Origin of the sequence: Sphingobacterium sp. DR205, assembly GCF_011064245.1 — a bacterium.
GTDB classification, from domain to species: domain Bacteria; phylum Bacteroidota; class Bacteroidia; order Sphingobacteriales; family Sphingobacteriaceae; genus Sphingobacterium; species Sphingobacterium athyrii.
The window spans coordinates 6,863,596-6,886,838 of sequence record NZ_CP049333.1 but is presented as its reverse complement, the minus strand read 5'-3'; the positions used below and the strand labels follow the sequence as shown (position 1 = coordinate 6,886,838).

Genomic DNA, 23,243 nt, shown 5'->3' with positions numbered 1-23,243 from the left:
AACTTTTGATGCCGGGGCAAAAGACAGTATGCCATGAATTACGGGCGAAAACGCTGTTGGGAAAAGACGGGTTATGCCGCTAGTCCCGGAAGATTAGCCGTGGAGGTTCCTCAGTGAGCTATTTTACTAAGTGAAATGTATAGGCAAAAGCCAATAAGATCAAAAGGATAGCCAGATAGATTAATTTATACTGCTCGTAGGCAGTGATACGATAGGATCCGATTTTAACACGGTTTTTGCTGTTTCTCATGATTAATTTAGGTCGAGCTCAATTCGCTGTTCACTAATATAGCTTTTTAATGTTGTATTGCCAAAAGCATGTAGGGCGTTTTGAAAATCTTCCCGATAATCGAACTGAAAATCCTCATGGAGTTTATCGTATTTACCGACAGCATGTTTTATACGGCCCGTGATATATTTATGCAATTTATGGGCTGCCGATTGATAGGATGAATTGAATAGTCGCTCATAATCGCCTATGACTCGTTGTAGAATATAAAAACGAAATTCAGCTTCACTGGTTTTGTCTTTGGTGACTTTCTCGTGTTCGTTCACCAGGCCGCTGGCCTGTTTGACCAGCTTACTCAATGCAATAAAATTGCTGTGATGTGGTGTATTGGCAATCTGATTTGTCCCGATGTCAAACAATTGAGCGAGTTGCTTCCGCAATTTATCAATACGTTCCTCCAAGTCATATTCATTTTCCAGCAATTGAAAGTGCAATTGTTTCATCAGCATTTTGTCTTTGCTGATCAGGCGGACAAGTAATTTGTCTTTTTCCTTTTGCGGTAATTCAAGGACTGCTTTCTTTAATTCTGCATCTTGGTGTAGCGACATGATTTAAAGTTATGATGTTATAATATAATCTTACCCTCCACAGAGGCATATTCTCTTTTTATAGTTTCCTCATCTACGCGTAAATAGCTGCTCTGTATATAGAGCAAAAATGAAAGACGCCTGCTTGTTCAGCTAACAGTCCGTCATCCTTGCTCCTTTATTCATCATCGTATTAAATTGGAGTCATCCCATGGCGTAGATATCCCGGTCCAATTGATCTAATACAATATTCTAAACTTGATCGTATTTTCAATCTGTTTCAATTGCTTCAATAGATCTTTATCATACTCACCTTGTATATCGGTAACAGCGTAACCGATATCGCTTTTGGTCATCAGGAACTGTGCGACGATATTGATATCATTCTGCGCATATACATTATTGATTTGGGCCATAATACCCGGAACGTTTTTATGGATATGGAGCAATCTCGTCACCTGTTTTACTTTTGGTAAGATCAAATTCGGGAAATTACGGCTTAAATACGTATCGCCGTTGTTGATGAATTCGGCCATGCGACGTGGGATAAATTCCGAATTTTTCTTCTTGCTTTTTTTATCATCAAAGACGACAATTCCTTTGGCATTACAGATATCCTTATTGATATGCCCCTTGATATCGCCCAGATATCCGATCGTTTTTAGCTTATCTGCCTGTTGCAGCTGTTCATCGGTAATGTCGATATTGTTGCCCAGTAAAAGCATCCCAACATCCTTCACATATTTTTCTTCGAAGGTTTCTTTTGTACGGACCGAGAAACCATCTCTTTTTAAAATATGGGCTGCAATCTCAGGAACATCGCCGACAATGAGGCACAGAATCCGATTTTTAGGATATGAGATCGCACGTGGTAAATCATTCACATACAAGAATTCATCAAAGCTGGGTGTAATGAAGTCTGCTTTTTCAGTGACACTTTTGCGCTGGATATTCTCTGTAAAGGCAAAGAATTTTTCAATCAATCCGGACTCTTTTAGCTGGAAATCCGAATAACCATCGCCGATGCCAAAAAGCCGTCCCTCGATATTGAGTTGTTTAAGTAGTTGTACTTTTCCACCTTCATTGGACAAAGGATTTTCTTCGTCAAACCCGATAATATTATCTTCCGCATCAAATCTGAACGTATTTGCATAGATATTCTCGGTTTTGATATGATAGGGTGTCACAACGGGGGTGATAAATTCCTTAAAACCTCCGGAAACGATCCAAGCCGTATCTGAATGTTTTCTGAAAAATTCCCGGTTGCGGGAGAAGGATGTTGATACCTTTTTCTTGAGGTGAGATACCAGTTTGTCCAAGTGGCTTCTGTTGGCATTCAACAATTTTACCCGGCCGGCGAGTGCTTCGCGGAAGGAAAGTTTGCCTTCCATGGCAAGATTGGTATAGCGTTCGATTTCTTGATAGATCGCTTCGCGCTCAGGATGATCTTCAAGTGAGATCCGGGCGAGCTCATCGAGCGCTTCTACTTGTGTAAATGTACTATCAAAATCAATGATGTAATAATTTTTCATCGTAATAATTTGTTTTTTAATGGTGATGAAGCTATCATGAGCAGTACGTATCACTATTGAATGTGACTTGGTTAACCTCATGATGGTTTCATCGCAATAACTTGTTTTTTAATGGTGATGAAGCAATCATGAGCAGTACGTATCACTATTGAATGTGACTTGGTCAACCTCATGATGGTTTCATCGTAATAACTTGTTTTTAATGACGATGAAGCTATCATGGCCAACTAATCATTCCTTAATAAGCAATAGAGGTTTGTGATTGTTTCACAGGAATACTGTTTAGCAAATGAATCAATCATAAACATGCAGGCTTTATTTTTTTATCTGATAGTTTGATACGCTCATGACGGGTTCAGGGTTTGGTTGTTTACTATTTATGTTATTTTACTGTTTGTTGTACAAATTTGCAATTTCTTTTAATGTTTGTTCCAATGGACGATAGTTGTGGTTCAGGAGTGACTGGACCTTTGCATTGGAGTATTGTAATTTAGCGCTTGATGCCGCGGCCGTTTCTTTGGTCAGCGATGAGCCCGATTTCTTGAAGACAGATAACACACCAGAGACAGTGGACGCGATCTGAAGAAGTGTTTCGGAAACTTCAATCGTAGGCTCGGGCTTGTTCATTAGGACACTGGCTACACTGAGCAAATCTTTATTGAGGATGTTGACGTGATTGATGATATAACGTTCGGCAGTAATATCGCTTTTTTCCATTAATTGGATCATGATAGTTGCGACATCCTCGACGTCAACTATCCCAACACTCCCCTTTGGATAAAACTTCAATCCTTTATTGATCATTGAGAACAGTGCTCCCGATCCCTTATCTTTGGCCGCTGCGCCCAATATGACAGATGGATTCACAATAACAGCATCCAGGCCCTCGGTAATACCGCGCCAAACCTCCATTTCTGCCTGATATTTAGAAAGCGAATAATTAGAGGTCGTCGGACTGTGCTCCCAATGATCTTTCTCCGAGACTGGCAGGTTGTCCTTATTTGTGCCCAAAGCCGCGATTGAACTGACATGAAGCAGGCGAATGCCTTTTTCTAAACATAGATTGACAATATGTGCAGTTCCTTCTACATTGACCTTAAAAAGTGATTTGACATCTTTCTTCTGATAGGAAACCAGCGCCGCGCAATGATATACTTTTGTCACTCCCTCCAGCGCATCTTCGAGCTCAAAATAATTGTTGATATCTGCATCAATCCATTGAATCAATGATGAGGACAGTAGGGCTGCCGGAATAGTCGATTGAGCTCTTTTGATGGCAATGACGTCAATTCCGCGGTCTATCAATTGTCTGATTAGCGTAGACCCTAAAAAACCTGTTCCTCCAGTTATTAATATCACTTGATAAAGATACTGTTAAAAATAATGTTTTCAAAAGTTAGTTAATAAATGGATATTTGTGTGAGTTGCATCCCAAAAAATGAGGTGTCTTAAACAAACTATAGCTTATGTCGTCATTGTCCGTATTTTTCAGTCCGATCTCAATTACAAGTATTTCTCCTGAGCATGGTTTCCTGAGCTCCCAGTTAGGGAATGTGATCCAGGCTTATGAGACCGATTTTCCTACCTGGGAGGAAAGTGATAAGCCCCAGTTGGCAATTGTCGGTGTGCAGGAAGATCGGGCATCCATCAATAACAATGGGACCGACAAAGCCCCTGATGCGGTACGCAAACATCTTTATACGCTGTATCAAGGCGATTATAAGATGAATATAGTAGATCTGGGCAATATAAAAGCGGGTAATACCATCCAAGATACCTATGTCGCACTGAAATCTGTGGTAGAAGAATTGGTGAAAGCCAATATCCTTCCGATTATTATTGGTGGCGGACAGGATTTGACTTATGCACAATACTTGGGATATCAGAATTTGGAACGAAAGATTGAGCTTGCTATTGTGGATTCACGTTTTGATCTCAATCAAGAAGAAGCCGAAAATGTCAGTCTCAATTCGAGGTCTTATGTCAATCACATTATTCTACATCAGCCTGATTATTTGTTTAACCTGAATTCCATTGCTTACCAGACCTACCTGGTCAGTAAAGAATCCATCAATATGTACGACAAATTGTTTTTCAATGCAACCCGCGTGGGCATGATCGCAGGTAGGATGGATCAGTCCGAACCCCTTATCCGGGCGGCTGATATGATCAGCTTTGACATTGGGGCCATCCGTGCCTCGGAGGCACCCGGCAATGCCAATGCAATTCCAAATGGGCTGTACGGCGACGAAGCATGTCAGCTGGCACGCTATGCCGGTATGTCCGACAAATGTACTTCTATCGGTTTCTATGAACTGAACCCCACATTTGACCCGATGGAACAGACGGCCATGTTGGTGTCGCAGATGGTCTGGTGTTTTATTGATGGCTATTATAACCGTAAACAAGATACACCGTTGTACCCGAAATCATCCTATATTATCTATCGTACAACACTCGAAAATGAAGAACATGAATTGGTTTTTGTGAAAAGCAAAAAATCTGACCGCTGGTGGATACAGGTACCCTACTTTGGATCAAAATCAGTCAATGAAAGGTATTATCTGGTGCCATGCCGCTACGAAGATTATCAGCTAGCTATTTCTGGCGAAATGCCTGATTTGTGGTGGAAGACTCATCAAAAACTGCAATAGGCAACAATAAATGGCGGATCACTCCTCATGAAATAACTATCCATGAGATGTTCACATTCAGTGACACAGGAGTGACTGCAGCGTTCCCGAATTTTGAGAACATATATGCATCGGTCAAAAGGGGTACGATGGTACGAAACGATCCATCTATACTTCCGCAGGACTTAACGTAAATCAAAAATTTCAATAACAGTTATACGGTGACAAAAGCCAAAAGCTGTTATTCTCGTAAAATTTAAATCATGGAAATATTTTTCTTTGCAGGCATTGTCTTGTTGCTGGTCATTTTGATCATATTGGTATTAAAAAAAAATACTGCGCCAGGTTTGGATATCGGTCCGAATAAGGAGATGGAAACATTGAAAATAGAACTGGCGCGTTCACAGCAACGGGAGCAAAGTCTCCTCGAAGAACGTTTAATGTTGAGGAACGAATTGGATAAAGAGCGCGAGAGTGTATTGGTCGCTGAGCGCTCGCTGGAAAGTACACGTTCCTTCTATGAGGCCCAATTGGATAAATTCCAGGAACAAAAAAATGAAATCGCTGAAATAAAAAGACAGTTTAACAATGAATTTCAAGTGATCGCCAATAAAATATTGGAAGAGAAAACGCAGAAATTTACCGAAACAAATCACCGTTCACTCGGTCTGATCTTGGATCCCTTAAAGGAAAAAATCAAGCTGTTTGAGGAGAAGGTAGATAAAAATTATAACCAGGAAGCGGCTGAACGCAATTCCTTGAAGGGCGTTGTATTGCAATTGGTCGAACAGAGTCTCAAGATTAAAGATGAAGCCAATAGCTTAACCAAAGCGTTAAAAGGAGATACAAAAAAACAAGGCAATTGGGGGGAAGTGATTTTGGAAAGAGTGCTGGAACGTTCGGGACTGATGAAAGACCGTGAATTTAGGCTACAGGTTTCCTTGATGGATGCCGAAGGGCGCAGAATGCAGCCCGATGCAATTATTGATCTCCCAGAAGATAAACATCTTATCGTGGATTCTAAAGTTTCCCTGATTGCTTATGAACGTTGGGTCAATGCCGAGACCGATGAAGACCGCGCGATTTTTGCTAAGCAACATGTACAGTCTGTCGAAAATCATGTGAAAGAACTTTCCGCTAAAAACTACCATGAGCTATATGGGATAGAATCGCCGGAATTTGTTCTTTTGTTTATGCCGATTGAATCCGCATTGAGCATGTCTGTCGCAGAAAAACCGGATCTATTCAGTGATGCCTGGGATCGCAAGGTCGTGATCGTCAGCCCATCCACCCTTCTAGCGACATTGCGTACGATCGCCAGTATCTGGAAACAAGAACGTCAGACACGCAATGTGATTGAAATCGCCAAAGAAGCTGGCAGTTTGTACGATAAATTTGTGAGCTTCCTGACGGATATGGAGCAGGTTCAAAATCAGCTGGAACGCGCATTGAAAAGCCATGAAGATGCGACCAAAAAGCTGTCTACAGGGGCGGGAAATGTTATCGGAAAAGTAGAGAAGCTGAAACGCTTGGGCGCAAAGGCGAATAAACAGATCGATGCTAAATTTCTGGACGAAGACGAGTAATTAAGTCTTCCTTCCCGACAGGTCCTGTAGGCATAACAACAAAGATTGAAGAGCTGGTCATAAGCCGAAAGCTTGAAAACAGTAAAGTCTCAGTACTTATATCTCCATAGTAATAGATAATGCAAGCTCACTTATAAGCCGTAGGCTTGTACCCGGCAAAGTCTCAATACTCACGACTAACTACTCAATACTAATACCTCCCTACAGTTCTTTCATGCGTTTGTTGATTGAAACATCCACATAAGTATCCTTTAGACGATCAACAGCCTCCTTCTCCACAACGAGATTGGTATCCGATTCGTAATCGTGTAGAGTTCTTAGATTTTGGATTTCATTGTCGTAAGGATCGCGTCCGGCCAATAGTTTGACAATGACAGGAAGACATTCCAGAAACACAAAGAGCAGTGCGATAAAGAATACCGCATTCGCATTGGATTCATTGACCTTTCCATTGGCATCATAGCGCAGATTACCCAGCGCCGAATTGCGATCGGCGAAACCTGCAACGTTCACGGCGCTGTCCAGCGAGGCATTTGACAAAACCTTTTGATCCAGTATCCCTTCAAATTTTTGCTTTTGACGGATAGCATTTTGTTGTGCTGCTATTTTATTACGTAGCGTATCCAGATAAGCTTCTTTCTTTTTAAGATCTTCTTCCTTCATTTTAGCATAGGGGCCATAACCCATCACACCCGATGTCTCCGTGGTTTTATTACCATAGATTTCATAATTTAATTTGGTGCGGTCGGTCTTGATACTAGATTCAAGTGAATCACGCTCTACACTTGTTGCCTTTAATTGATTGACCTCATTGCTGTATTTTTTGTTGAATGTATTATTGAGGGTGTCGATCTTTGCGCGTTGGTCAGCAAGATAACGTACACGTAAATTCTCGCGGATCTCTTTGTCGAAAATTTTTAGCTCCAATGGACGTGAAATGACCAAACCAATTAGAATAGCCAACAAAATACGGGGCAAAGCCTGTAAGAGCTGCATCCAGCCACTTTTGGATTTATTGATGCTCAATACGATGTATCGATCCATATTGAATATCGCCAAGCCCCAAATGATGCCAAATACGATGGCCAGAAACCAGTCCAACGTTCCTCCGCTGAATACAAAATACATCGCATACCCACCAGAAAGACTGGCAAATAATCCAGTAAAAAAGATAGTAGCACCTATGGCTGTGTACTTACTATGCTCCTCGGGATACTTTTCAAGAGTTTCTTGATGTACACCTGCACATCCCCAAAAGAAACGGTTAATAGCGCTCATTAAAATATTTTTATCCAAATTGACAGAATATTTTTAACAAGATTTGCGAATAAGTTTTTGTTTTACAATAGGATGACGGTTTTTTGCTCACTTAGGATGCAAAGAGGTGGGGCTCCCGTATTTGCCTAATTTTATTATCTTTGAAAAAAAATCAGGAATAATCAGACGATATGAAGAAAAGACAACTTTTGCCATTTTTAATGATAGTGGCAACTGCATTTGTTGGTTGTGAGGAAAAAAAAATGATGACAGATAATCCTCTTTTATTAGCCTATGAGACGCCCTTTAATGTTCCACCATTTGACAAGATCAAAACCGAACATTTCAGACCTGCCTTTGAAGAGGCAATAAAAGTACATAATCTGGAGATTGACACCATTGTCAATAACTCCGATAAGCCTACTTTCCAAAATACGATAGTAGCCCTTGAAAATGCAGGAAGCTTGCTAAGCAACGTATCTACTGTATTTCATAACCTAAACAGCGCGAATACCAATGATAGCATTCAGGCAATTGCAAAAGATTTGGCGCCGATATTGTCCAGCCATTCCGATGAAATTTCGATGAACTCCAAGCTATTTAATAAAGTTAAAACAGTTTGGAACAGCCGTAATACACTTGGTTTGGATTCGCAGGACAACAAGCTTTTGGAAGAGACCTATAAAAGCTTTGTACGTTCCGGTGCAAATCTGAAGGATGCTGATAAAGAAAAAATGAAAAAGATCAATGCCGAACTTTCGACATTGACAACACAGTTTGGCCAGAACCTATTGGCTGAAACCAATGCCTATCAGCTTGTGGTGGATTCAGCCAGTCAATTGGAGGGTTTGCCGGAATCATTGAAAACAGCTGCTGCTGAGGAAGCTGTTAACAAGGGTAAAAAGGACAAATGGGTATTTACCTTACAAAATCCTTCGATCATGCCTTTCCTGCAGTATGCCAAAAACCGTGAACTGAGAAAGCAAATCTGGGAAGCATATCAAATGCGCGGTAACCACGATAACACGAGTGATAATAAAGAAATCATTCAGAAAATTGTTAATCTTCGTCTTCAAAAAGCCAAACTATTGGGTTATTCTTCGCACGCCGCCTATGTGCTTGAGGAATCCATGGCCAAGACACCTGAAAATGTATATGCCTTATTGAATAAGTTATGGACACCGGCCTTGGCGAAAGCGAAAGGCGAAGAGGTAGATATCGCAAAAGAGATTAAAGCTGAAGGTGGTACTTTTGCTGTTGCACCCTACGATTGGCGGTATTATACAGAGATTATCCGCAAAAAACGCTTTGCATTGGATGAAGATGAAATAAAACCCTACTTGAGCCTGCCAGCAGTACGTGAAGGTGCTTTTGCTGTGGCAAACAAATTATACGGTCTGACATTCGTTGCCTTAAATAACGTACCCACTTACCATAAGGAAGTAGAAGTGTACGAAGTGAAAGACAAAGATGGTTCACATCTGGGACTTTTGTATGCGGATTTCTTTCCGCGTGAATCGAAACGTGGTGGCGCATGGATGACATCTTACCGTGATCAGTCCACAAAAGATGGTAAACGTGTCGCACCGGTAATTTCGATCGTATGTAATTTCACAAAACCTGTCGGAAAAGATCCAGCATTACTGACTTTTGATGAGGCGACTACGCTATTCCACGAATTTGGGCATGCCTTACATGGTCTGCTTTCCAATGTTCGGTACAGATCAATGGCGGGTACCTCGGTGCCACGCGACTTTGTGGAATTACCTTCACAGATAATGGAGAATTGGGCCGCAGATCCAGAAGTATTAAAAACCTATGCAAAACATTTTAAGACCAAAGAGGCCATGCCGGACTCCTTGATTCAGAAAATGGAAAAAGCAGGAACCTTTGATCAAGGCTTCGCGACCGTAGAATATCTTTCGGCTGCATTGCTCGATATGGATTATCATGCCACAACCAAAGAAATTTCGAAAGATGTCAAAGGATTTGAAAAATCGGCAATGAAGAAAATTGGTATTATAGACGCAATTATTCCACGTTATAGAAGCACTTATTTTCAGCATATCTTTGCTGGAGGTTATTCAGCAGGTTACTATGCGTATATCTGGTCGGAAGTATTAGACTCGGACGCTTTTGCGGCCTTTAAGGAAAAATCGCTGTACGATAAAGCGACAGCAGATTCATTCCGTAAGAATATCCTTGAAAAAGGAGGAACGGATGATCCCGCAAAAATGTATCGTATCTTTAGAGGAGCAGATCCGGATCCGAAATATTTATTGAAAAAAAGAGGATTGAATTAATCTAGCATACACAAAAAAGAGGCTGTCACCTATGTTTGTATTGAGCAAACGTCGGAGACAGCCTTTTGTATTTTTACCCTTTATAAGGTTTTTTGGCAGCTTCGATGAGCTCCTTCATTTCTAATTTGATATAGTCCACGTTTGGCGTAGATCCGGTCAAAAAGTAACGAATATTTCCTTCCTTATCTATGATAAATTTGGCTGGAATACCTTTGACGCCAAATTTCGCTGCCATGACCTCACCAGTTTGCGGATCTTTTTGATCGTCGTAAAGCACTTCAAAAGGATAATTATTTTTTGTGATAAAGGATACAACATTCTCTTTATAATTCTTATCGCGTTCCCAAGTATTCATAAACAAGAATTGTACATCTTTATCATTTGCATAAGATTCTTGAGCCGCTTTCATACCGGGAAATGAACGCACACAAGGTTGACACCAAGTTGCCCAGAAGTCTAAGACGACAACTTTTCCTTTTAAACTGGCCAAAGATACTTTTTCACCCTTTAGATTGAGTAGTTCAAAATTGGGTGCTGGTTTAAAGGTTGCCATCTCCTTGATATGATTTCGGATATTTTGCGTTAACTCTGTTTTCAGTGAAGCATTAAAGTTCTCGTATCCCTGTATAGATCCGTTCAATTCCGTATATAGTTTTTTGAGATCATTTTCAACAGCAAACTGTCCTTTAGCATACAATTTGGTCAAAATGTTGTATGCTTCCAGCTTTCTGCCTGTACCCATTAATGATTTGTAATACACCATGGCAAGACCGTCCGCTTGCTCTGGCGCAGCTTTGAGCGCATTCTCAATGTAATTTAGTGCTTCAGCGTATTTTTTCTGAGCAACAAGAATATTTACATAAGCTGACATGGAGCTTGCGTACCCCATCGCTGCAAAGCGAGCTTTATTGTCTTTTTGATCCTCGGGAAGTGTTAAATAGTAATAGCTATCATCCATAGCGGTCTTTAATAGTGGAGCCGCTGTAGTCGTGTCGCCTGCGCTCAATAGAATTTGACCGACAGGGATATATCCATTTCCACGCCAGAATCGTTCTTTCATTTCCCCTAGGTAATGAACTGCTTTTTGTGCATTTCCGTCGTTGGCAAAACTCTGTGCCAGATTAGCTAATACATAATCGTATGTCAACGGTTCTTCGCTAAAGTTTTTAACTGGCCATTTTTTTAGGAGTTCATTATATGCTTTTTCTTTCTGTACTGGCGTACTTGCATTGTAATATACATCTGTGATAAAGGCATCACGTGTCAGTGATCCTTTTGGATATTTTTTCTTCGCTAATGTCTCTGCCGAAACCTGCAAATCTTCTTTACCTAAAGAGCGCAAAACGTTAATTGTGGTCCGATAGTCCTCTTCCGATTTATATGTTTTTAATTCGCCCATCAATGCATTGGCGAGTGAATCCTTTTGTACCAACGTACCTTTTTCAATAATAGGCAGGTATTGTTGGTATTTGTTTTTTGCAGGCTGCTGCGCAAAGGCTGCCGTCAGCGAAAATGCGAAAGCAGCCGTTAAGATGTGAGTTTTCATTTTTATAATTTTTAAATTCATTAATCTTCGTATCCCGGATTCTGTGTCAAGTTCCTGTTGATCAAAATCTGCGCTTGGGGAATCGGGAATAAGACATCTGTGGCTTGCCAGTTTGATTTGATCGGTGAAAGGACAGCCGAAGCGCGGTCGGTCCGCTTGAGATCAAGCCAACGATGGCCAAATTCACCAAAAAATTCATGGAGACGTTCGGTCGCTATAGCAGACAATAATTGCGTTTGGTTTAAACTGGTATTAAGTCCAGCCAGCCCCGCACGTGCACGCACTGCGTCCGCATCAGCGCGGGCTTCGGCCAGTTTTCCAAGGTTGGCTCTTGCTTCAGCGCGAATAAGATACTGTTCGGCTAGGCGAAGCATAATGTGATATTCAGATCCTGTTCCCGAGGCTACCTTATATTTGGTGATGGCATAATAGATTTTGTTTGAGACCGTTTTTGAACTTGTCCAATTTGTCTTTCTTAAGTCCATTGTAGGCGAGGTCTCAAAGCTGTTGTATACTGCATCAGGCAAGGTGTATCCCGGTGCAACTGTGGCTGTCGTTATGTAATTGGCACCAAATGTGGTCACTCCACTCTGATTCGCAAGTTGTAGAATAACCTCATTACTTGAGTTGACAAAGTTTTTATCTGGTGTAGGCATACCATAATCAGCGGATTGCAATACTTTGGTCGCATAAGATTCCGCATTTTGATAATCTTTTTGATACAGGTAGACTCTTGCTAGCAGTGCGCTGGCGGCAGCTTTGTTGGCACGGCCTCTTGGATTTGCGGTTGCGTCATAGGCGGTAGCCATTCTGCTCTCCGCATCTTTTAGGTCTGCAATGATTTGATCATACACTTGTTGTACAGGAGCCCGTGAAAGCGTTGCGTCTTCAAAAGCGTGTAGGTCGTCGCGTAATTGCAAGGGCACATCGCCGTAAAGATTAGCGAGATAGAAATAGGCATAAGCCCTGAAAAATTTAGCTTCGCCCAAAAGCTGATCTTTGACAGCTGGGGTAAGCGTATTGGATGCTTCGAGACCTGAAACTGCATTATTTGCATTCTTGATAAGTTGATAGCAATTTGACCAAAAATTCGCGACATTGCCATTTGTGTTCAATAGGTTATTGCTGGCAAATTCGGAGGTATTCGGATCAGCATTATTGTATTGAAGGTCGTCTGCAGCAATCCCTGTATAGAAAGTTGACGTCCCGGCGAGATTGATGCTTAGTGTTGTGGCATATAATCCACGTATGACACTATTCGCAGAAGCGTCTGTAGCGAACGCTTCGCCAGCGAGTACCTGATTTGGAGGAGCACCCAACTCCACAAATTTTTCGCAGGAACTGACAAGAAGAGTTCCACTTGTAATGGCTAATAGTAATATATTTTTATTGATGTTTAATTTCATGATCTCTAATTTTAAAATTGACAGTTAAATCCAAATACAATGGTGCGCAATGGAGGCAATACCTGGGCGATCGTTCCGGTACCTAGACCAGAAGGTCCCCCTTGGACGGTTGTTTCGGTATCCAGAACATATTTGTTTTTGGCCCAGGTAAAGAGATTTTGACCCTGCATAAAAACATTGCAATTGGACATTTTTAATTTCGAAGTCCAGCTTTTCGGTAAGTTGTAAGATAGGTTGACAGATCTTAATTTAATATAGGAAGCATCACCATAAACTGCGTCGGAGTTGGTATATTGATTGTAAGAGTTACTTAAATCAACTCCTTCAGCCGAAGAGGCTGGAGTTATAGGGATAATAGCCCCCGGGATAGTTGCATTGGTATTACCTGGTGTCCATCTGTCCAACCAGTAATCGTTCTGATTGACCAAAGCGCCAGGTCTTGTATTGAGGATTTTGGTTACACCAAAGCGGTGGTTAAATTGAAAGAATACGCCAAGTTCAAAGCCTTTGTAGGAAAAGGTATTGTTAAATCCACCATAGAAAGGAGTACCTAAGTCAGCAACATAGCGATCATCGACTGTAATAGCTCCATCACCATCGCGATCTTCATATAAAGCTCTTCCTGTTTCCGCGTCCACACCTTGATAGTGATACAAACGGACCATGTTGATCGGTTCTCCAACTATAAAATTACTTGAGTAGAATGTGTTTTCAAGCCCAGGAAATTCTACAAGTTTGTTTTTATAAAATGTAAAGTTAGCTGATGTTTTCCATGTAAAATTTTCATTTGTCACATTGGTGGTATTCAACTCCAATTCCAAACCTGTATTTTGGATCAACGCCGGTAGGTTTTCCATATAACTATTGTAGCCTGTCTGGGTACTCAAAACTAAATCAGTGATTTGATCAGAAGAACGATTTCTGAAAAAGTTCCCTGTAAATAGGATTCGATCCTTCAAGAAACCCAGATCGAGTGCAAACTCCAATTTTTTGGTCGTTTCCCATTTGATATATTCATTGGGAAGCCTCCCGATATTCATGGAAGGATTGTTTAGGTAAGCCACTGACGTAGAGTAGAGTGGGAGATAGATATAATTGGGAATCTGATCGTTTCCTGTTGTTCCGTAGCTCGCTCTCAATTTACCAAAGCTCAAAAATTGGAGATTATCCTGTACAAAATCTTCTTTTCCAAATACCCATCCAAGTCCTACGGCACCGAAATTTCCAAATCTATTTTTAGGACCAAAGCGAGATGAGGCATCTCTTCTGAACGTTCCATTAAACAAATATTTCGCTTTCCAATCGTAATTTACTTTTCCGAATACTGCATTGTATTTGTAGTATACGAGGTTGTTGCTGGCGGAGAATGATCCTGCGGCGCTGAGTGAACCCAAAAGGGCATCGTTTGAATAATTGGAACCATTGGTTGTCTGCGAGCGCGACGAATTCTGCTGAAAACTTGTCCCGATTAATGCCGTCAATTTACCCTCGCCGATATTTTTTACATAATCCAATGTGGGTTCAATAATCCAATTTTCGGCCTTTGTATTGGAGAAACTGGAAAAACCAAGCGGGTTGGAGACGGTATTGTTTAAGGAAGTAATTGGCCGTTGGTTATTTTGATTCAATTGGGTGATAGTATAACCAAAATTTGCTTTTGCTGTCAGTCCTGGTACTATTTTGTAACTTAAGTTAACATTTGAGATCAGGTTATTGGTATTGCCAAAGTATTTCTGTTCAAGCATGGCCATGGGATTGTCTATAAACGCCGAGGATGGTAACCAATAGTATTTTCCATTGTCGCCATAAATTGGATAATTTGGCGCCAAATTGTAGAGTGATGTCACATCCGATGAAGGCATATCCGAATTATCATTGGCATAGCTAACTGATAGGGCGGCATTGAATTTTTTGTCGGAAGAGGTGTGATCCAGATTTAAGCGGGATGTAAACCGACTATTTTTGCTGTCCCCATAAAATACGGTGCTTTCACGTCTATATCCCGAATTGAAGAAAAAGCGGGTGGACTCGTTTCCGCCAGACATATTCGCCTGCACGTCGGTTATATGGCCTTTGTTTCCAATCAGCATTTTCTGCCAGTCTGTCGATTTGTTCTGATCCCATAGCATAAGATCCGGTGCATTATCGGCAGTGGGCGTAACTCCAGCATTGGCAAAAGCTTCTTTTCTTAAGGTCAGATATTCATCCAGATTTAACATGGGGATAAAGCGGTTGACCTCAGTAAATCCCGTATTGAAGTTGACACCGATACGGGTACGGCCAGCTTGACCTTTCTTGGTTGTGATTAATACAACACCATTAGCTCCGCGGCTACCGTAGATCGCTGTGGCATCGGCATCCTTCAAGACATCGATACGCTCGATATCGGCTGGGTTAATCATGCTGAACGGACTTAACCCTCCAGAAGAAGCTGAGATACCAAATGAATTGAGGTTATCGGTAGCTGGTTGCCCGCCATTAAAATTGGTGAAAGGAACCCCATCAACAACATATAAGGGGATTGATCCTGAAGTTGTTCCACTTAATGATGCCTGGTTTCTGATCTGAATCTGAACAGCACTTCCGGGTACACCGTTGTTTTGAGCGATTAATACGCCGGACATTCTCCCGGATAGGGCCGCAAGGGGATTACTTACAGGTTGGGAAGTAATGTCTTTTGCAGTGATCGAAGCAACCGAACCTGTATTCAGTCTTCGTGTTGTTGTACCATAGCCGATAACGACCACTTCTTCCAAACTACCTTCTTCGGGTTTAAGCTTGATCGGGGTAGGACTAGCTATAAGTTGTTTCGCTGGTATATCCATCTTTTGATACCCTATAAAAGAAAAGGTTATAATGACATCGTCATTTGGAATACGGAGCCCCCACTGCCCATTGACATCAGTTGCGGTACTGGTTTGCATATTGCGGTATTCTGCTTTTTGCCAGTCTTTTATCATGACCGACACGCCAGCTAGGGGCGCTCCATTTTCGTTGACTACTTGACCCGCGATGTGTTGCTGATTTTGTTGTTTTTCCTTTACAGCGATGATATTGTTGTCCAATATTTCCCATGTTAAGTTGCTCCCTGCCAGCGATTGGGAAAGAATATCTTTGATACTGATTTTCTTTCCTACAATATTGACCGTCGCATTAGGTAGGCTCGCTTTGCTAAAGAACATTTTGTATTTGCTCTTGGCATTGATTGTTTGAAAGACATCTTCAAGCTTTCCGCCTTGGATAGAGACATCAATTTTTTCGGTTTGAGAATAGGCAAAGCTCTGTACATGCATGGTGCTTAGACAAACGAGCAGTAAAGCCAATCTCGATTCTTTTCTAAATTTGGGTTTTGTTTTGTTCATGGAGTTATGTAGGTTGATTGTTTTTAAAATAGCTGTAGTTGATTTTTCCCCGTTGTTTTTATTTGAAAGTAATTGACAGTTTGTAATGCTTTTAAGATATTTTCCAGTTGTTCGTTCTCGAATGTCGCTGAGTAGCGTTGGCTAGCGATTGCTTTATTTGTAATTTTGATCTCTACTCCATACATGCGCTCTAATTTCAGCGCGATATCAAGCAATCTTTCATCTTGAATTGTAATTCGATTTAATAACCATTCGGTTTCTAAAGCAGAACCATCCTTTTCAGATACAGAGAATGGTTGGATAGCTATAGCTGTAGGAGTTGCTACAGTTTTAAAATCTGTATCGGCGGATTCCTTAACAGATCCATCTAACTTTGTGATCACAAATTTTTCTTTGGGTTTTAGTATAAATTTCTGATCGTTGCTCCCTGTTTTCCAAATAGATACTTTACCACGCACCAAAGCTGTTTCGGCATTGTTTTCTTCAGCATAATCACGTACATTGAATGCAGTACCCAATACACTGATTTCCATTCTTGGTGTGTGAATTAGGAAAGGTTTGGAAGGATTTTTTGCGACATCAAAAAATGCTTCTCCTATTAAGGTAACTTCACGTGTATTCGAGTCCTTGAATGAAGTAGGGTAGATTATCTTGCTCGAGGCATTTAGTGTAATCTTTGTGCCATCCTCAAGCACAATTTGACGTTGTTGTCCATTGGTTAGCCTGATTTCTTGATTGTTGGGCGCTTTTATTTTGTATAAATATAGACTCGCAAAAGCGATGCACAAGAGGGCAGCAGCTGCGGCAATTTGAGCGAAACTGAATGTACGTTTCTTTTTAGGCGCTAGTTTGTTCATAATGCCACTATGAATACGTGTTTTCAGGGCTTCCTGTACCTCATCAGGAAGTGTTTTGAGTAAATTTGGCCGGGATGAGAATGAATCGAAAAAACGTTCTACAAGCTCTACTTCTTCCGAACTGGCTTCGCCGTTTAAGTATTTGTCAATGAGCTTTTCAAGCTCTTGGTTAGGGTATTGCATAGGATTAGTACAAGTTCACTTAAATAGTGTCCCTGAGTGAGGGAAATGTACTAGTCTAAATAGATTTTTATTTGTAAGTAGCTTATTTACAGGTGTAAAAAATCATAAGTAATGTCAAAAAGTGCTGGAGAACAAGTTTCTTTAGTTTTTGAATCGATGCACCGAGATGATTTTGGACGGTGTTTTGGGAAGTTTTCGTCAGCTCGCTGATTTCTTTTGTAGTGAGTCCATCCAGATATCTCATTTTAAAAATTTCTTGCCTTTTTTGCGGAAGATTAGATACCCATTGTTCGATAAGCGATTTTAGATCCTTTTCCCCATAGGTATTGCCATCCACAACTTCCTGACTTTGGTAGAGTTGCTTATTTTCAGCTATCAATACATTTCTGCGTTTGCTTTTTTTATACGTTTCGAAGACCTTGTATTTCATGCAGGTAAAAAGATAGGCCTCCACATTAAGGATTTCTCTTTTCGAACAGTGTTCCCAAAGGTCGATAAATACATCTTGAACAATCTCCTCACAGGAAGCTAGATCTTCGAGCCTTTTGTAGGATTCATCTAGCAGTACAGACCAATACCTATTATATAAAATATTGAAAGCCTCTAAATCGCCTTCTCGAAGCCTTGCTAATAGGCTTATGTTATTATGAGACGCATATTTATCGTTTTTCATGATGTGGTAGTGTGAAGCTGAGTTCCTTAGATTGGTAGTTTAAAGGAATGTAACTTTTTTCAATTATACAGATTTTATTAAATAAGGTCAAGGCCTGTTTATAATTTTTACTTAATATTAATTGATTGATATACATTTTTTTATCAATGTCAAGTGGAGATGGGCAACGGTTAGTAATAAATGCCAGAGAGGGCATCTCCATAAGTAAACATTGGATATGTTTATTTGGGTTTATTCATAATAAATTGGTTTCTAGTCTGTAATTATTCAAAATTAGGGTTAATTACATGAAAATGGAATTCACTTTTAATTTTTTGAATAAATTGTCAAATAACCATTTATTTATGTCAGCATACTGCGTTTTGTTTGGTTTTTTGATAAATCACAATAAATTTTCCGGTTTTTAATATTAAACACAATCAATGGCTTTTTTTTTAAAAATACTTGTTATTCTAAAAACAATGCTTACATTTGGATATTATTTATAATGAGTCTAAATAAATATGTATAGTATGTGTGATACCAAGATCCTAAGTCAACGCGGAGATACCCACATTAGTGTTTGCCATAAGTGCAGAACATATTATATCTGGCAGCAAAGTTTTGTACTGACATTTACGCAGAATAAGTTTTTCGATTTTCTGAACATTATTAAGAGTAATGGTGATGAGCTGTTCTTCAGTACATTCCCGGATGGGGAGTTTCGCTTGATTATGAAGACACCCTATCCTGATATCGTTTTCTCCTTTGATGAAGAACAATGGCAAAACTTTAGGGATGCTTTGCAGGAATCGTATTACATGAATGAAGTTTATGGCATGTTAAACAATTAAGATAAAAAGTCCTGTTGCTTCGCTTGTGTTTCATCTCTCTTTCCTTATGCGTTGCTAACAGGCACAAACAAAACCCTCAGTGATATCCGTATGAAAATATAGATAGCTGAGGGTTCTTCTTTATCGTGGAATATGTTATTCCCCAATCGCGTAGTATTTAAAATCGAGGTCTTCAAGTTGCTTCCGGTTCAGTAGTTTCCGCCCGTCAAATACAAAAGCCGGTTTCTTCATGTCATCCTTGATCTTTTTCCAATCATAGGTTTTGAATTCATCCCATTCGGTTAATACCGCGATGGCATGTGCATTGTCACATGCTTCATAAGGCGTATTGACTACTTTGACCAGCGCCCTGTTTTCTTCCGATGAACGGGTGTTCAGATAGTCCAGGTCAGCGTAAATACGTTCTGCGGAGACCTTAGGGTCGTATACCGTAATTTCGGCCTGCTCATTTAATAGATAGTCGGCCACATAGATTGCTGCTGATTCACGGGTATCATTGGTATCTTTTTTAAATGCCCAGCCCAAAAAAGCAATCTTTTTTCCCGATACAGTATTGTACAGCGTCTGGATGATATTGTCGGCAAAGCGGTGTTTTTGGTAATCATTCATTAAGATGACCTGATCCCAGTATTCGGCAACTTCCGTAAGCCCATAGCTGCGTGCGATATAAACAAGATTGAGAATATCTTTCTGGAAACAAGATCCTCCAAAGCCAACCGATGCTTTTAGGAATTTGGAACCGATACGCGTGTCCATGCCAATGGCTCTGGCCACTTCATCTACATTGGCGCCTGTTTTTTCACAAAGCGCCGATATCGAGTTGATCGAAGAGACCCGTTGCGCCAGAAAAGCGTTGGCGGTCAATTTAGAGAGCTCAGAAGACCATAAATTCGTGGTCAAGATTCTGCTGTGATCTACCCAATGAGCATAGATATCCACTAAAGCCGCAATTGCTTCTTCATGCTCACCGCCAATAAGCACACGATCCGGATTGATCAAATCTTGTATTGCCGTTCCTTCGGCCAAGAATTCAGGATTGGATAGAATATGGAAATTGACACCATTGCCCGTGTTATCAAGAATACTTTTTAATGCAGCAGCCGTGCGTACAGGTAGAGTAGATTTTTCAACGACAATTTTGTCGTCTTTGGCGACTGCTGCTATCTGACGCGCGCATAGCTCGATATATTTTAAATCCGCAGCCATTCCCTTTCCTTTTCCGTAATTCTTGGTCGGGGTATTGACCGAAATAAAAATCATATCAGCCTCATCAATAGCCTTGTTGATATCGGTTGAGAAAAACAGATTGCGACCTCTTGCTTCGGCAACGATTTCTTGTAGCCCAGGTTCATAAACGGGAAGGTTGTCCAGGTTTTCATCATTCCAGGCAGCGATACGCTCGGCATTCTTATCGACAATGGTAATCTCAATGTGAGGACATTGCCTGGCAACTACCGACATCGTTGGTCCGCCTACATAACCCGCTCCTATACAGCATATTTTCTTGATAGTTTTACTCATTTTGATTATCTTAATCAGCTATAAATTGAACAACAAATGTAAAGAATTCGAAATTGTTTTTTGTCGATAAAAGTCAATATTTCACTGCAAAACTTTAAAAAGCAAATTTATCGGAGATACGGCCTGCTAATGGAACCTTCGTCCCGCCCGTCCGCAAGATCGTCGGGGCGGGACGAAGGTAGACAGCACGAAAAAGTCTCTTTTTCCGAGTTTAAATACACAGGAATCGGGGCGGCATAAATAATTGGATTGAGACTGAAATCTATCAGATTTATACTAATTTTACATTAAAAATAGGAGCAGGGTTTTGATAAAGCAAGAGGTTATTGATAAAGTACTGGAAACGGCACGGATAGAGGAAGTGGTGGGTGACTTCGTTGATTTAAAGAAACGTGGGACTTCCTTGATCGGAAACTGTCCATTTCACCACGAAAAGACACCTTCGTTTCACGTTTCTGTCTCAAAAGGTATTTACAAATGTTTCGGTTGCGGTGTCGGGGGCGATTCACTCAAGTTTGTCATGGAACTGGAGAAGTTTTCCTATCCCGAGGCGATCCGGTATCTGGCGGATAAATATTCCATTGAGATCGAAGAAGTTGAGCGTTCTCCCGCACAGTTAGCAGCACAGGATAAGCGCGAAAGTCTCTATGTCTTAAGCGCCTGGGCAGGTAAATTTTTTGTAGAACAGCTCTGGAAAAGTGAAATGGGGCAGGTCATCGGACTCAACTATTTCAAAGAACGGGGGTACCGTGAGGATATCATCAAGAAATTCGAACTCGGCTATTCGCCGGAAGAATGGACCGCACTGGTTGATAAAGCACAGGAAGCAGGGTTCCATCCGGATTATCTCGCAGCGAGTGGACTTGCCATTGAGCGTGATGATAAATCACTCTACGATCGCTTTAGGGGGCGTGTCATGTTCCCTATTCATAACTTGACCGGACGTATTATCGGGTTTGGTGGGCGTACGCTAAAGACCGATAAAAAGGTCGCCAAATATGTGAACTCTCCCGAAAGTGAGATCTACCATAAATCAGATGTGCTCTATGGCTTGAATTTTGCCAAAAAAGCAATCATGGAAGAGGACAACTGCTACCTTGTGGAAGGTTATGCGGATGTCCTGTCTGTACATCAGGCAGGTGTGGAAAATGTGGTTTCTTCTTCGGGAACTTCCCTGACGACGGGACAGATCAAATTGATCTCCAGGTTTACGAAAAATGTGACCATACTTTATGATGGCGACGAAGCCGGTATAAAGGCCTCCCTGCGTGGTACCGATATGTTATTGGAAGAAGGCCTGAATGTGAAGGTGTTACTCTTCCCGGACGGAAATGACCCAGATTCCTATGTGCAAAAGTTTGGAGCTACAGCCTTTAAAGACTATGTGAAATCCCACCAGCAGGATTTTATCTTCTATAAGACAAGTATTTTGCTTCGTGACGCCAATAACGATCCGATAAAGAGGGCCGAAGTCATACGTGATGTGGTGGAGAGCATTGCTTTGATTCCGGATGAGATTAAAGTCTCGGTTTTTATTCGGGAATGTAGCAGCTTGTTGGATATTGAGGAACGTATTTTGCTCGCTGAGCTGAATAAAATAAGGCTAAATAAGGCAAAGAAGGCTGACAAAGATGCCAGCCGTAAAGCACAGAGTAGCCCGGCAAATACTGGAATGCCCCCCTTCGGAATGGACGGGCCACCTCCCGATTTCTTTATGACGGACGATGAACGTGGGGGAGTGCCGGCCCTGGAGGCCATGTCGGAGCCCACGCAGCTGACAGCTGAGATCCTGCAGGAACGTGAAATCGTCCGCATCCTGATCAACTACGGTGACTATCTGGCGACCTGGGAAGGGGATGGCGACATTCCGGTTGCAGGTGTCTTATTAGGGAACATAGCCGACATCGAATTTAAAGATAAGGCCGCTGCATTTATTCTAAAAGCTTATCGGGATGCGGCTGAAAACTATGAAATCCCAGATGCAAAATTATTTTATTCCAATCCTGATGCCGCTGTTTCCGAACTGGCAATCAATTGCGTTGCAACAAAATACTCGCTCAGCGAAAACTGGAATGACGATAAACGTAAAATCTATGTAAGCCAGGAGTATGAACATCTTAAAAAATTGGTTGTTGAAGCCATCTACCGGATAAAAAAGCAAAAAATCGGAGCCCAAATGCACCATATTCGCGAAGAAATGAAGCAAGAACAGGATATCGCTAATTTGGAAGTACTTATCTTTAAGTACCAAAAGCTCAAAGAAGCGGAGCGCCTTTTGGGCGGATTTTTGGGCAACACCATCGTAAAGTAACCCCGATGATATGGCAAAACATCATGAGATAGGAATAAAGGGCGAACAATTGGCCATGGAATATCTGATCAAGATGGGCTATAAAATAGTGTTAAGAAATTGGCGATTTAAGAATTTAGAGGTAGATTTGATCGTCATGGATGGGGATACACTGGTATTCGTGGAGGTGAAAACAAGGTCTGGGACAGATTTTGGTGAACCTTATGAATTTGTGGATACCCGTAAACAACGGCGACTGATTCGTGCTGCTCAGGCCTATATCTTGAAATATGCGTATGTAGGTGAAGTGAGGTTTGATGTCGTGGCTTTGACAAATGGTACGCATTCGGAGCTTACTTATATAAAAGATGCTTTTTGGGATAGCTGATCATAGTATTTAGGTATTGGATCGAGGCAAGAGACCCTCGCCTCATAAGCTCTCGGT

Annotated in this window: 17 protein-coding genes; 6 read left to right on the top strand and 11 right to left on the bottom strand. The window is 41.1% G+C overall.

Going from position 1 to position 23,243, the window contains the following annotated elements:
- Positions 1-118 precede the first annotated feature (118 nt).
- The 4 genes from G6053_RS31005 to G6053_RS28915 form a co-directional block, all read right to left on the bottom strand.
- Entirely contained in the window at positions 119-250 is a 132-nt protein-coding gene (locus tag G6053_RS31005) for a hypothetical protein (RefSeq protein ID WP_277603194.1), read from the bottom strand.
- 2 nt (positions 251-252) lie between these two features.
- On the bottom strand, positions 253-837 hold the full coding sequence (locus G6053_RS28925; RefSeq protein WP_165309336.1) for a hypothetical protein: 585 nt from the start codon (positions 835-837) through the stop codon (positions 253-255).
- A 218-nt stretch (positions 838-1,055) separates the two neighbouring features.
- The gene (locus tag G6053_RS28920) at positions 1,056-2,348 is read right to left on the bottom strand and encodes an HAD-IB family phosphatase (RefSeq protein WP_165309335.1); all 1,293 of its coding nucleotides are present in this window, start codon (positions 2,346-2,348) and stop codon (positions 1,056-1,058) included.
- Positions 2,349-2,735: 387 nt separating this feature from the next.
- Complete coding sequence (locus G6053_RS28915) at positions 2,736-3,707, bottom strand: NAD-dependent epimerase/dehydratase family protein (RefSeq protein WP_165309334.1); 972 nt, start codon at positions 3,705-3,707, stop codon at positions 2,736-2,738.
- 107 nt (positions 3,708-3,814) lie between these two features.
- On the opposite strand from G6053_RS28915, the gene G6053_RS28910 reads away from it, so the two are divergent.
- Positions 3,815-5,002, top strand: a complete 1,188-nt coding sequence (locus G6053_RS28910) for a formimidoylglutamase (RefSeq protein ID WP_108634692.1) — start codon at positions 3,815-3,817, stop codon at positions 5,000-5,002.
- A gap of 242 nt (positions 5,003-5,244) precedes the next feature.
- Positions 5,245-6,567, top strand: a complete 1,323-nt coding sequence (gene rmuC / locus G6053_RS28905) for a DNA recombination protein RmuC (protein WP_108634693.1) — start codon at positions 5,245-5,247, stop codon at positions 6,565-6,567.
- 201 nt (positions 6,568-6,768) lie between these two features.
- Here the strand turns inward: rmuC and G6053_RS28900 are convergent, their stop codons facing one another.
- Positions 6,769-7,845 (bottom strand): DUF4407 domain-containing protein, encoded by a 1,077-nt coding sequence (locus G6053_RS28900; RefSeq protein WP_108634694.1) that lies wholly within the window; start codon positions 7,843-7,845, stop codon positions 6,769-6,771.
- 170 nt (positions 7,846-8,015) lie between these two features.
- Between G6053_RS28900 and G6053_RS28895 the strand changes: the two genes are divergently transcribed.
- Positions 8,016-10,127: a M3 family metallopeptidase gene (locus G6053_RS28895; protein WP_165309333.1), complete on the top strand. Its 2,112-nt coding sequence runs from the start codon at positions 8,016-8,018 to the stop codon at positions 10,125-10,127.
- 73 nt (positions 10,128-10,200) lie between these two features.
- Here the strand turns inward: G6053_RS28895 and G6053_RS28890 are convergent, their stop codons facing one another.
- The 5 genes from G6053_RS28890 to G6053_RS28870 all read right to left on the bottom strand — a co-directional run bounded on the left by G6053_RS28890 (position 10,201) and on the right by G6053_RS28870 (position 18,154).
- The gene (locus tag G6053_RS28890; protein WP_165309332.1) at positions 10,201-11,673 is read right to left on the bottom strand and encodes a TlpA disulfide reductase family protein; all 1,473 of its coding nucleotides are present in this window, start codon (positions 11,671-11,673) and stop codon (positions 10,201-10,203) included.
- A 20-nt stretch (positions 11,674-11,693) separates the two neighbouring features.
- Positions 11,694-13,079: a RagB/SusD family nutrient uptake outer membrane protein gene (locus G6053_RS28885; protein ID WP_108634697.1), complete on the bottom strand. Its 1,386-nt coding sequence runs from the start codon at positions 13,077-13,079 to the stop codon at positions 11,694-11,696.
- A gap of 11 nt (positions 13,080-13,090) precedes the next feature.
- A complete protein-coding gene (locus G6053_RS28880) occupies positions 13,091-16,441 on the bottom strand; it encodes a SusC/RagA family TonB-linked outer membrane protein (RefSeq protein ID WP_108634698.1) in 3,351 nt (1,116 codons plus the stop codon).
- A 23-nt stretch (positions 16,442-16,464) separates the two neighbouring features.
- On the bottom strand, positions 16,465-17,481 hold the full coding sequence (locus G6053_RS28875; protein ID WP_108634699.1) for a FecR domain-containing protein: 1,017 nt from the start codon (positions 17,479-17,481) through the stop codon (positions 16,465-16,467).
- An 82-nt stretch (positions 17,482-17,563) separates the two neighbouring features.
- Entirely contained in the window at positions 17,564-18,154 is a 591-nt protein-coding gene (locus G6053_RS28870) for a sigma-70 family RNA polymerase sigma factor (protein ID WP_108634700.1), read from the bottom strand.
- Positions 18,155-18,666: 512 nt separating this feature from the next.
- On the opposite strand from G6053_RS28870, the gene G6053_RS28865 reads away from it, so the two are divergent.
- Positions 18,667-18,987: a hypothetical protein gene (locus tag G6053_RS28865; protein WP_104383616.1), complete on the top strand. Its 321-nt coding sequence runs from the start codon at positions 18,667-18,669 to the stop codon at positions 18,985-18,987.
- Positions 18,988-19,122: 135 nt separating this feature from the next.
- On the opposite strand, the gene G6053_RS28860 is transcribed toward G6053_RS28865, so the two are convergent.
- Complete coding sequence (locus G6053_RS28860; RefSeq protein WP_165309331.1) at positions 19,123-20,508, bottom strand: nucleotide sugar dehydrogenase; 1,386 nt, start codon at positions 20,506-20,508, stop codon at positions 19,123-19,125.
- A gap of 307 nt (positions 20,509-20,815) precedes the next feature.
- Between G6053_RS28860 and dnaG the strand changes: the two genes are divergently transcribed.
- Both dnaG and G6053_RS28850 read left to right on the top strand, forming a co-directional pair.
- A complete protein-coding gene (gene dnaG, locus G6053_RS28855; RefSeq protein ID WP_165309330.1) occupies positions 20,816-22,819 on the top strand; it encodes a DNA primase in 2,004 nt (667 codons plus the stop codon).
- 10 nt (positions 22,820-22,829) lie between these two features.
- A complete protein-coding gene (locus tag G6053_RS28850) occupies positions 22,830-23,186 on the top strand; it encodes a YraN family protein (protein ID WP_165309329.1) in 357 nt (118 codons plus the stop codon).
- Positions 23,187-23,243: the final 57 nt, after the last annotated feature.

What these genes read in the sequence shown, in the direction of transcription:
- G6053_RS31005 (WP_277603194.1), bottom strand. Translation starts at nt 250, where the DNA reads ATGAGAAACAGCAAAAACCGTGTTAAAATCGGATCCTATCGTATCACT.
- G6053_RS28925 (WP_165309336.1), bottom strand. Translation starts at nt 837, where the DNA reads ATGTCGCTACACCAAGATGCAGAATTAAAGAAAGCAGTCCTTGAATTA.
- G6053_RS28920 (WP_165309335.1), bottom strand. Translation starts at nt 2,348, where the DNA reads ATGAAAAATTATTACATCATTGATTTTGATAGTACATTTACACAAGTA.
- G6053_RS28910 (WP_108634692.1), top strand. Translation starts at nt 3,815, where the DNA reads ATGTCGTCATTGTCCGTATTTTTCAGTCCGATCTCAATTACAAGTATT.
- rmuC (WP_108634693.1), top strand. Translation starts at nt 5,245, where the DNA reads ATGGAAATATTTTTCTTTGCAGGCATTGTCTTGTTGCTGGTCATTTTG.
- G6053_RS28900 (WP_108634694.1), bottom strand. Translation starts at nt 7,845, where the DNA reads ATGAGCGCTATTAACCGTTTCTTTTGGGGATGTGCAGGTGTACATCAA.
- G6053_RS28895 (WP_165309333.1), top strand. Translation starts at nt 8,016, where the DNA reads ATGAAGAAAAGACAACTTTTGCCATTTTTAATGATAGTGGCAACTGCA.
- G6053_RS28890 (WP_165309332.1), bottom strand. Translation starts at nt 11,673, where the DNA reads ATGAAAACTCACATCTTAACGGCTGCTTTCGCATTTTCGCTGACGGCA.
- G6053_RS28885 (WP_108634697.1), bottom strand. Translation starts at nt 13,079, where the DNA reads ATGAAATTAAACATCAATAAAAATATATTACTATTAGCCATTACAAGT.
- G6053_RS28880 (WP_108634698.1), bottom strand. Translation starts at nt 16,441, where the DNA reads ATGAACAAAACAAAACCCAAATTTAGAAAAGAATCGAGATTGGCTTTA.
- G6053_RS28875 (WP_108634699.1), bottom strand. Translation starts at nt 17,481, where the DNA reads ATGCAATACCCTAACCAAGAGCTTGAAAAGCTCATTGACAAATACTTA.
- G6053_RS28870 (WP_108634700.1), bottom strand. Translation starts at nt 18,154, where the DNA reads ATGAAAAACGATAAATATGCGTCTCATAATAACATAAGCCTATTAGCA.
- G6053_RS28865 (WP_104383616.1), top strand. Translation starts at nt 18,667, where the DNA reads ATGTGTGATACCAAGATCCTAAGTCAACGCGGAGATACCCACATTAGT.
- G6053_RS28860 (WP_165309331.1), bottom strand. Translation starts at nt 20,508, where the DNA reads ATGAGTAAAACTATCAAGAAAATATGCTGTATAGGAGCGGGTTATGTA.
- G6053_RS28850 (WP_165309329.1), top strand. Translation starts at nt 22,830, where the DNA reads ATGGCAAAACATCATGAGATAGGAATAAAGGGCGAACAATTGGCCATG.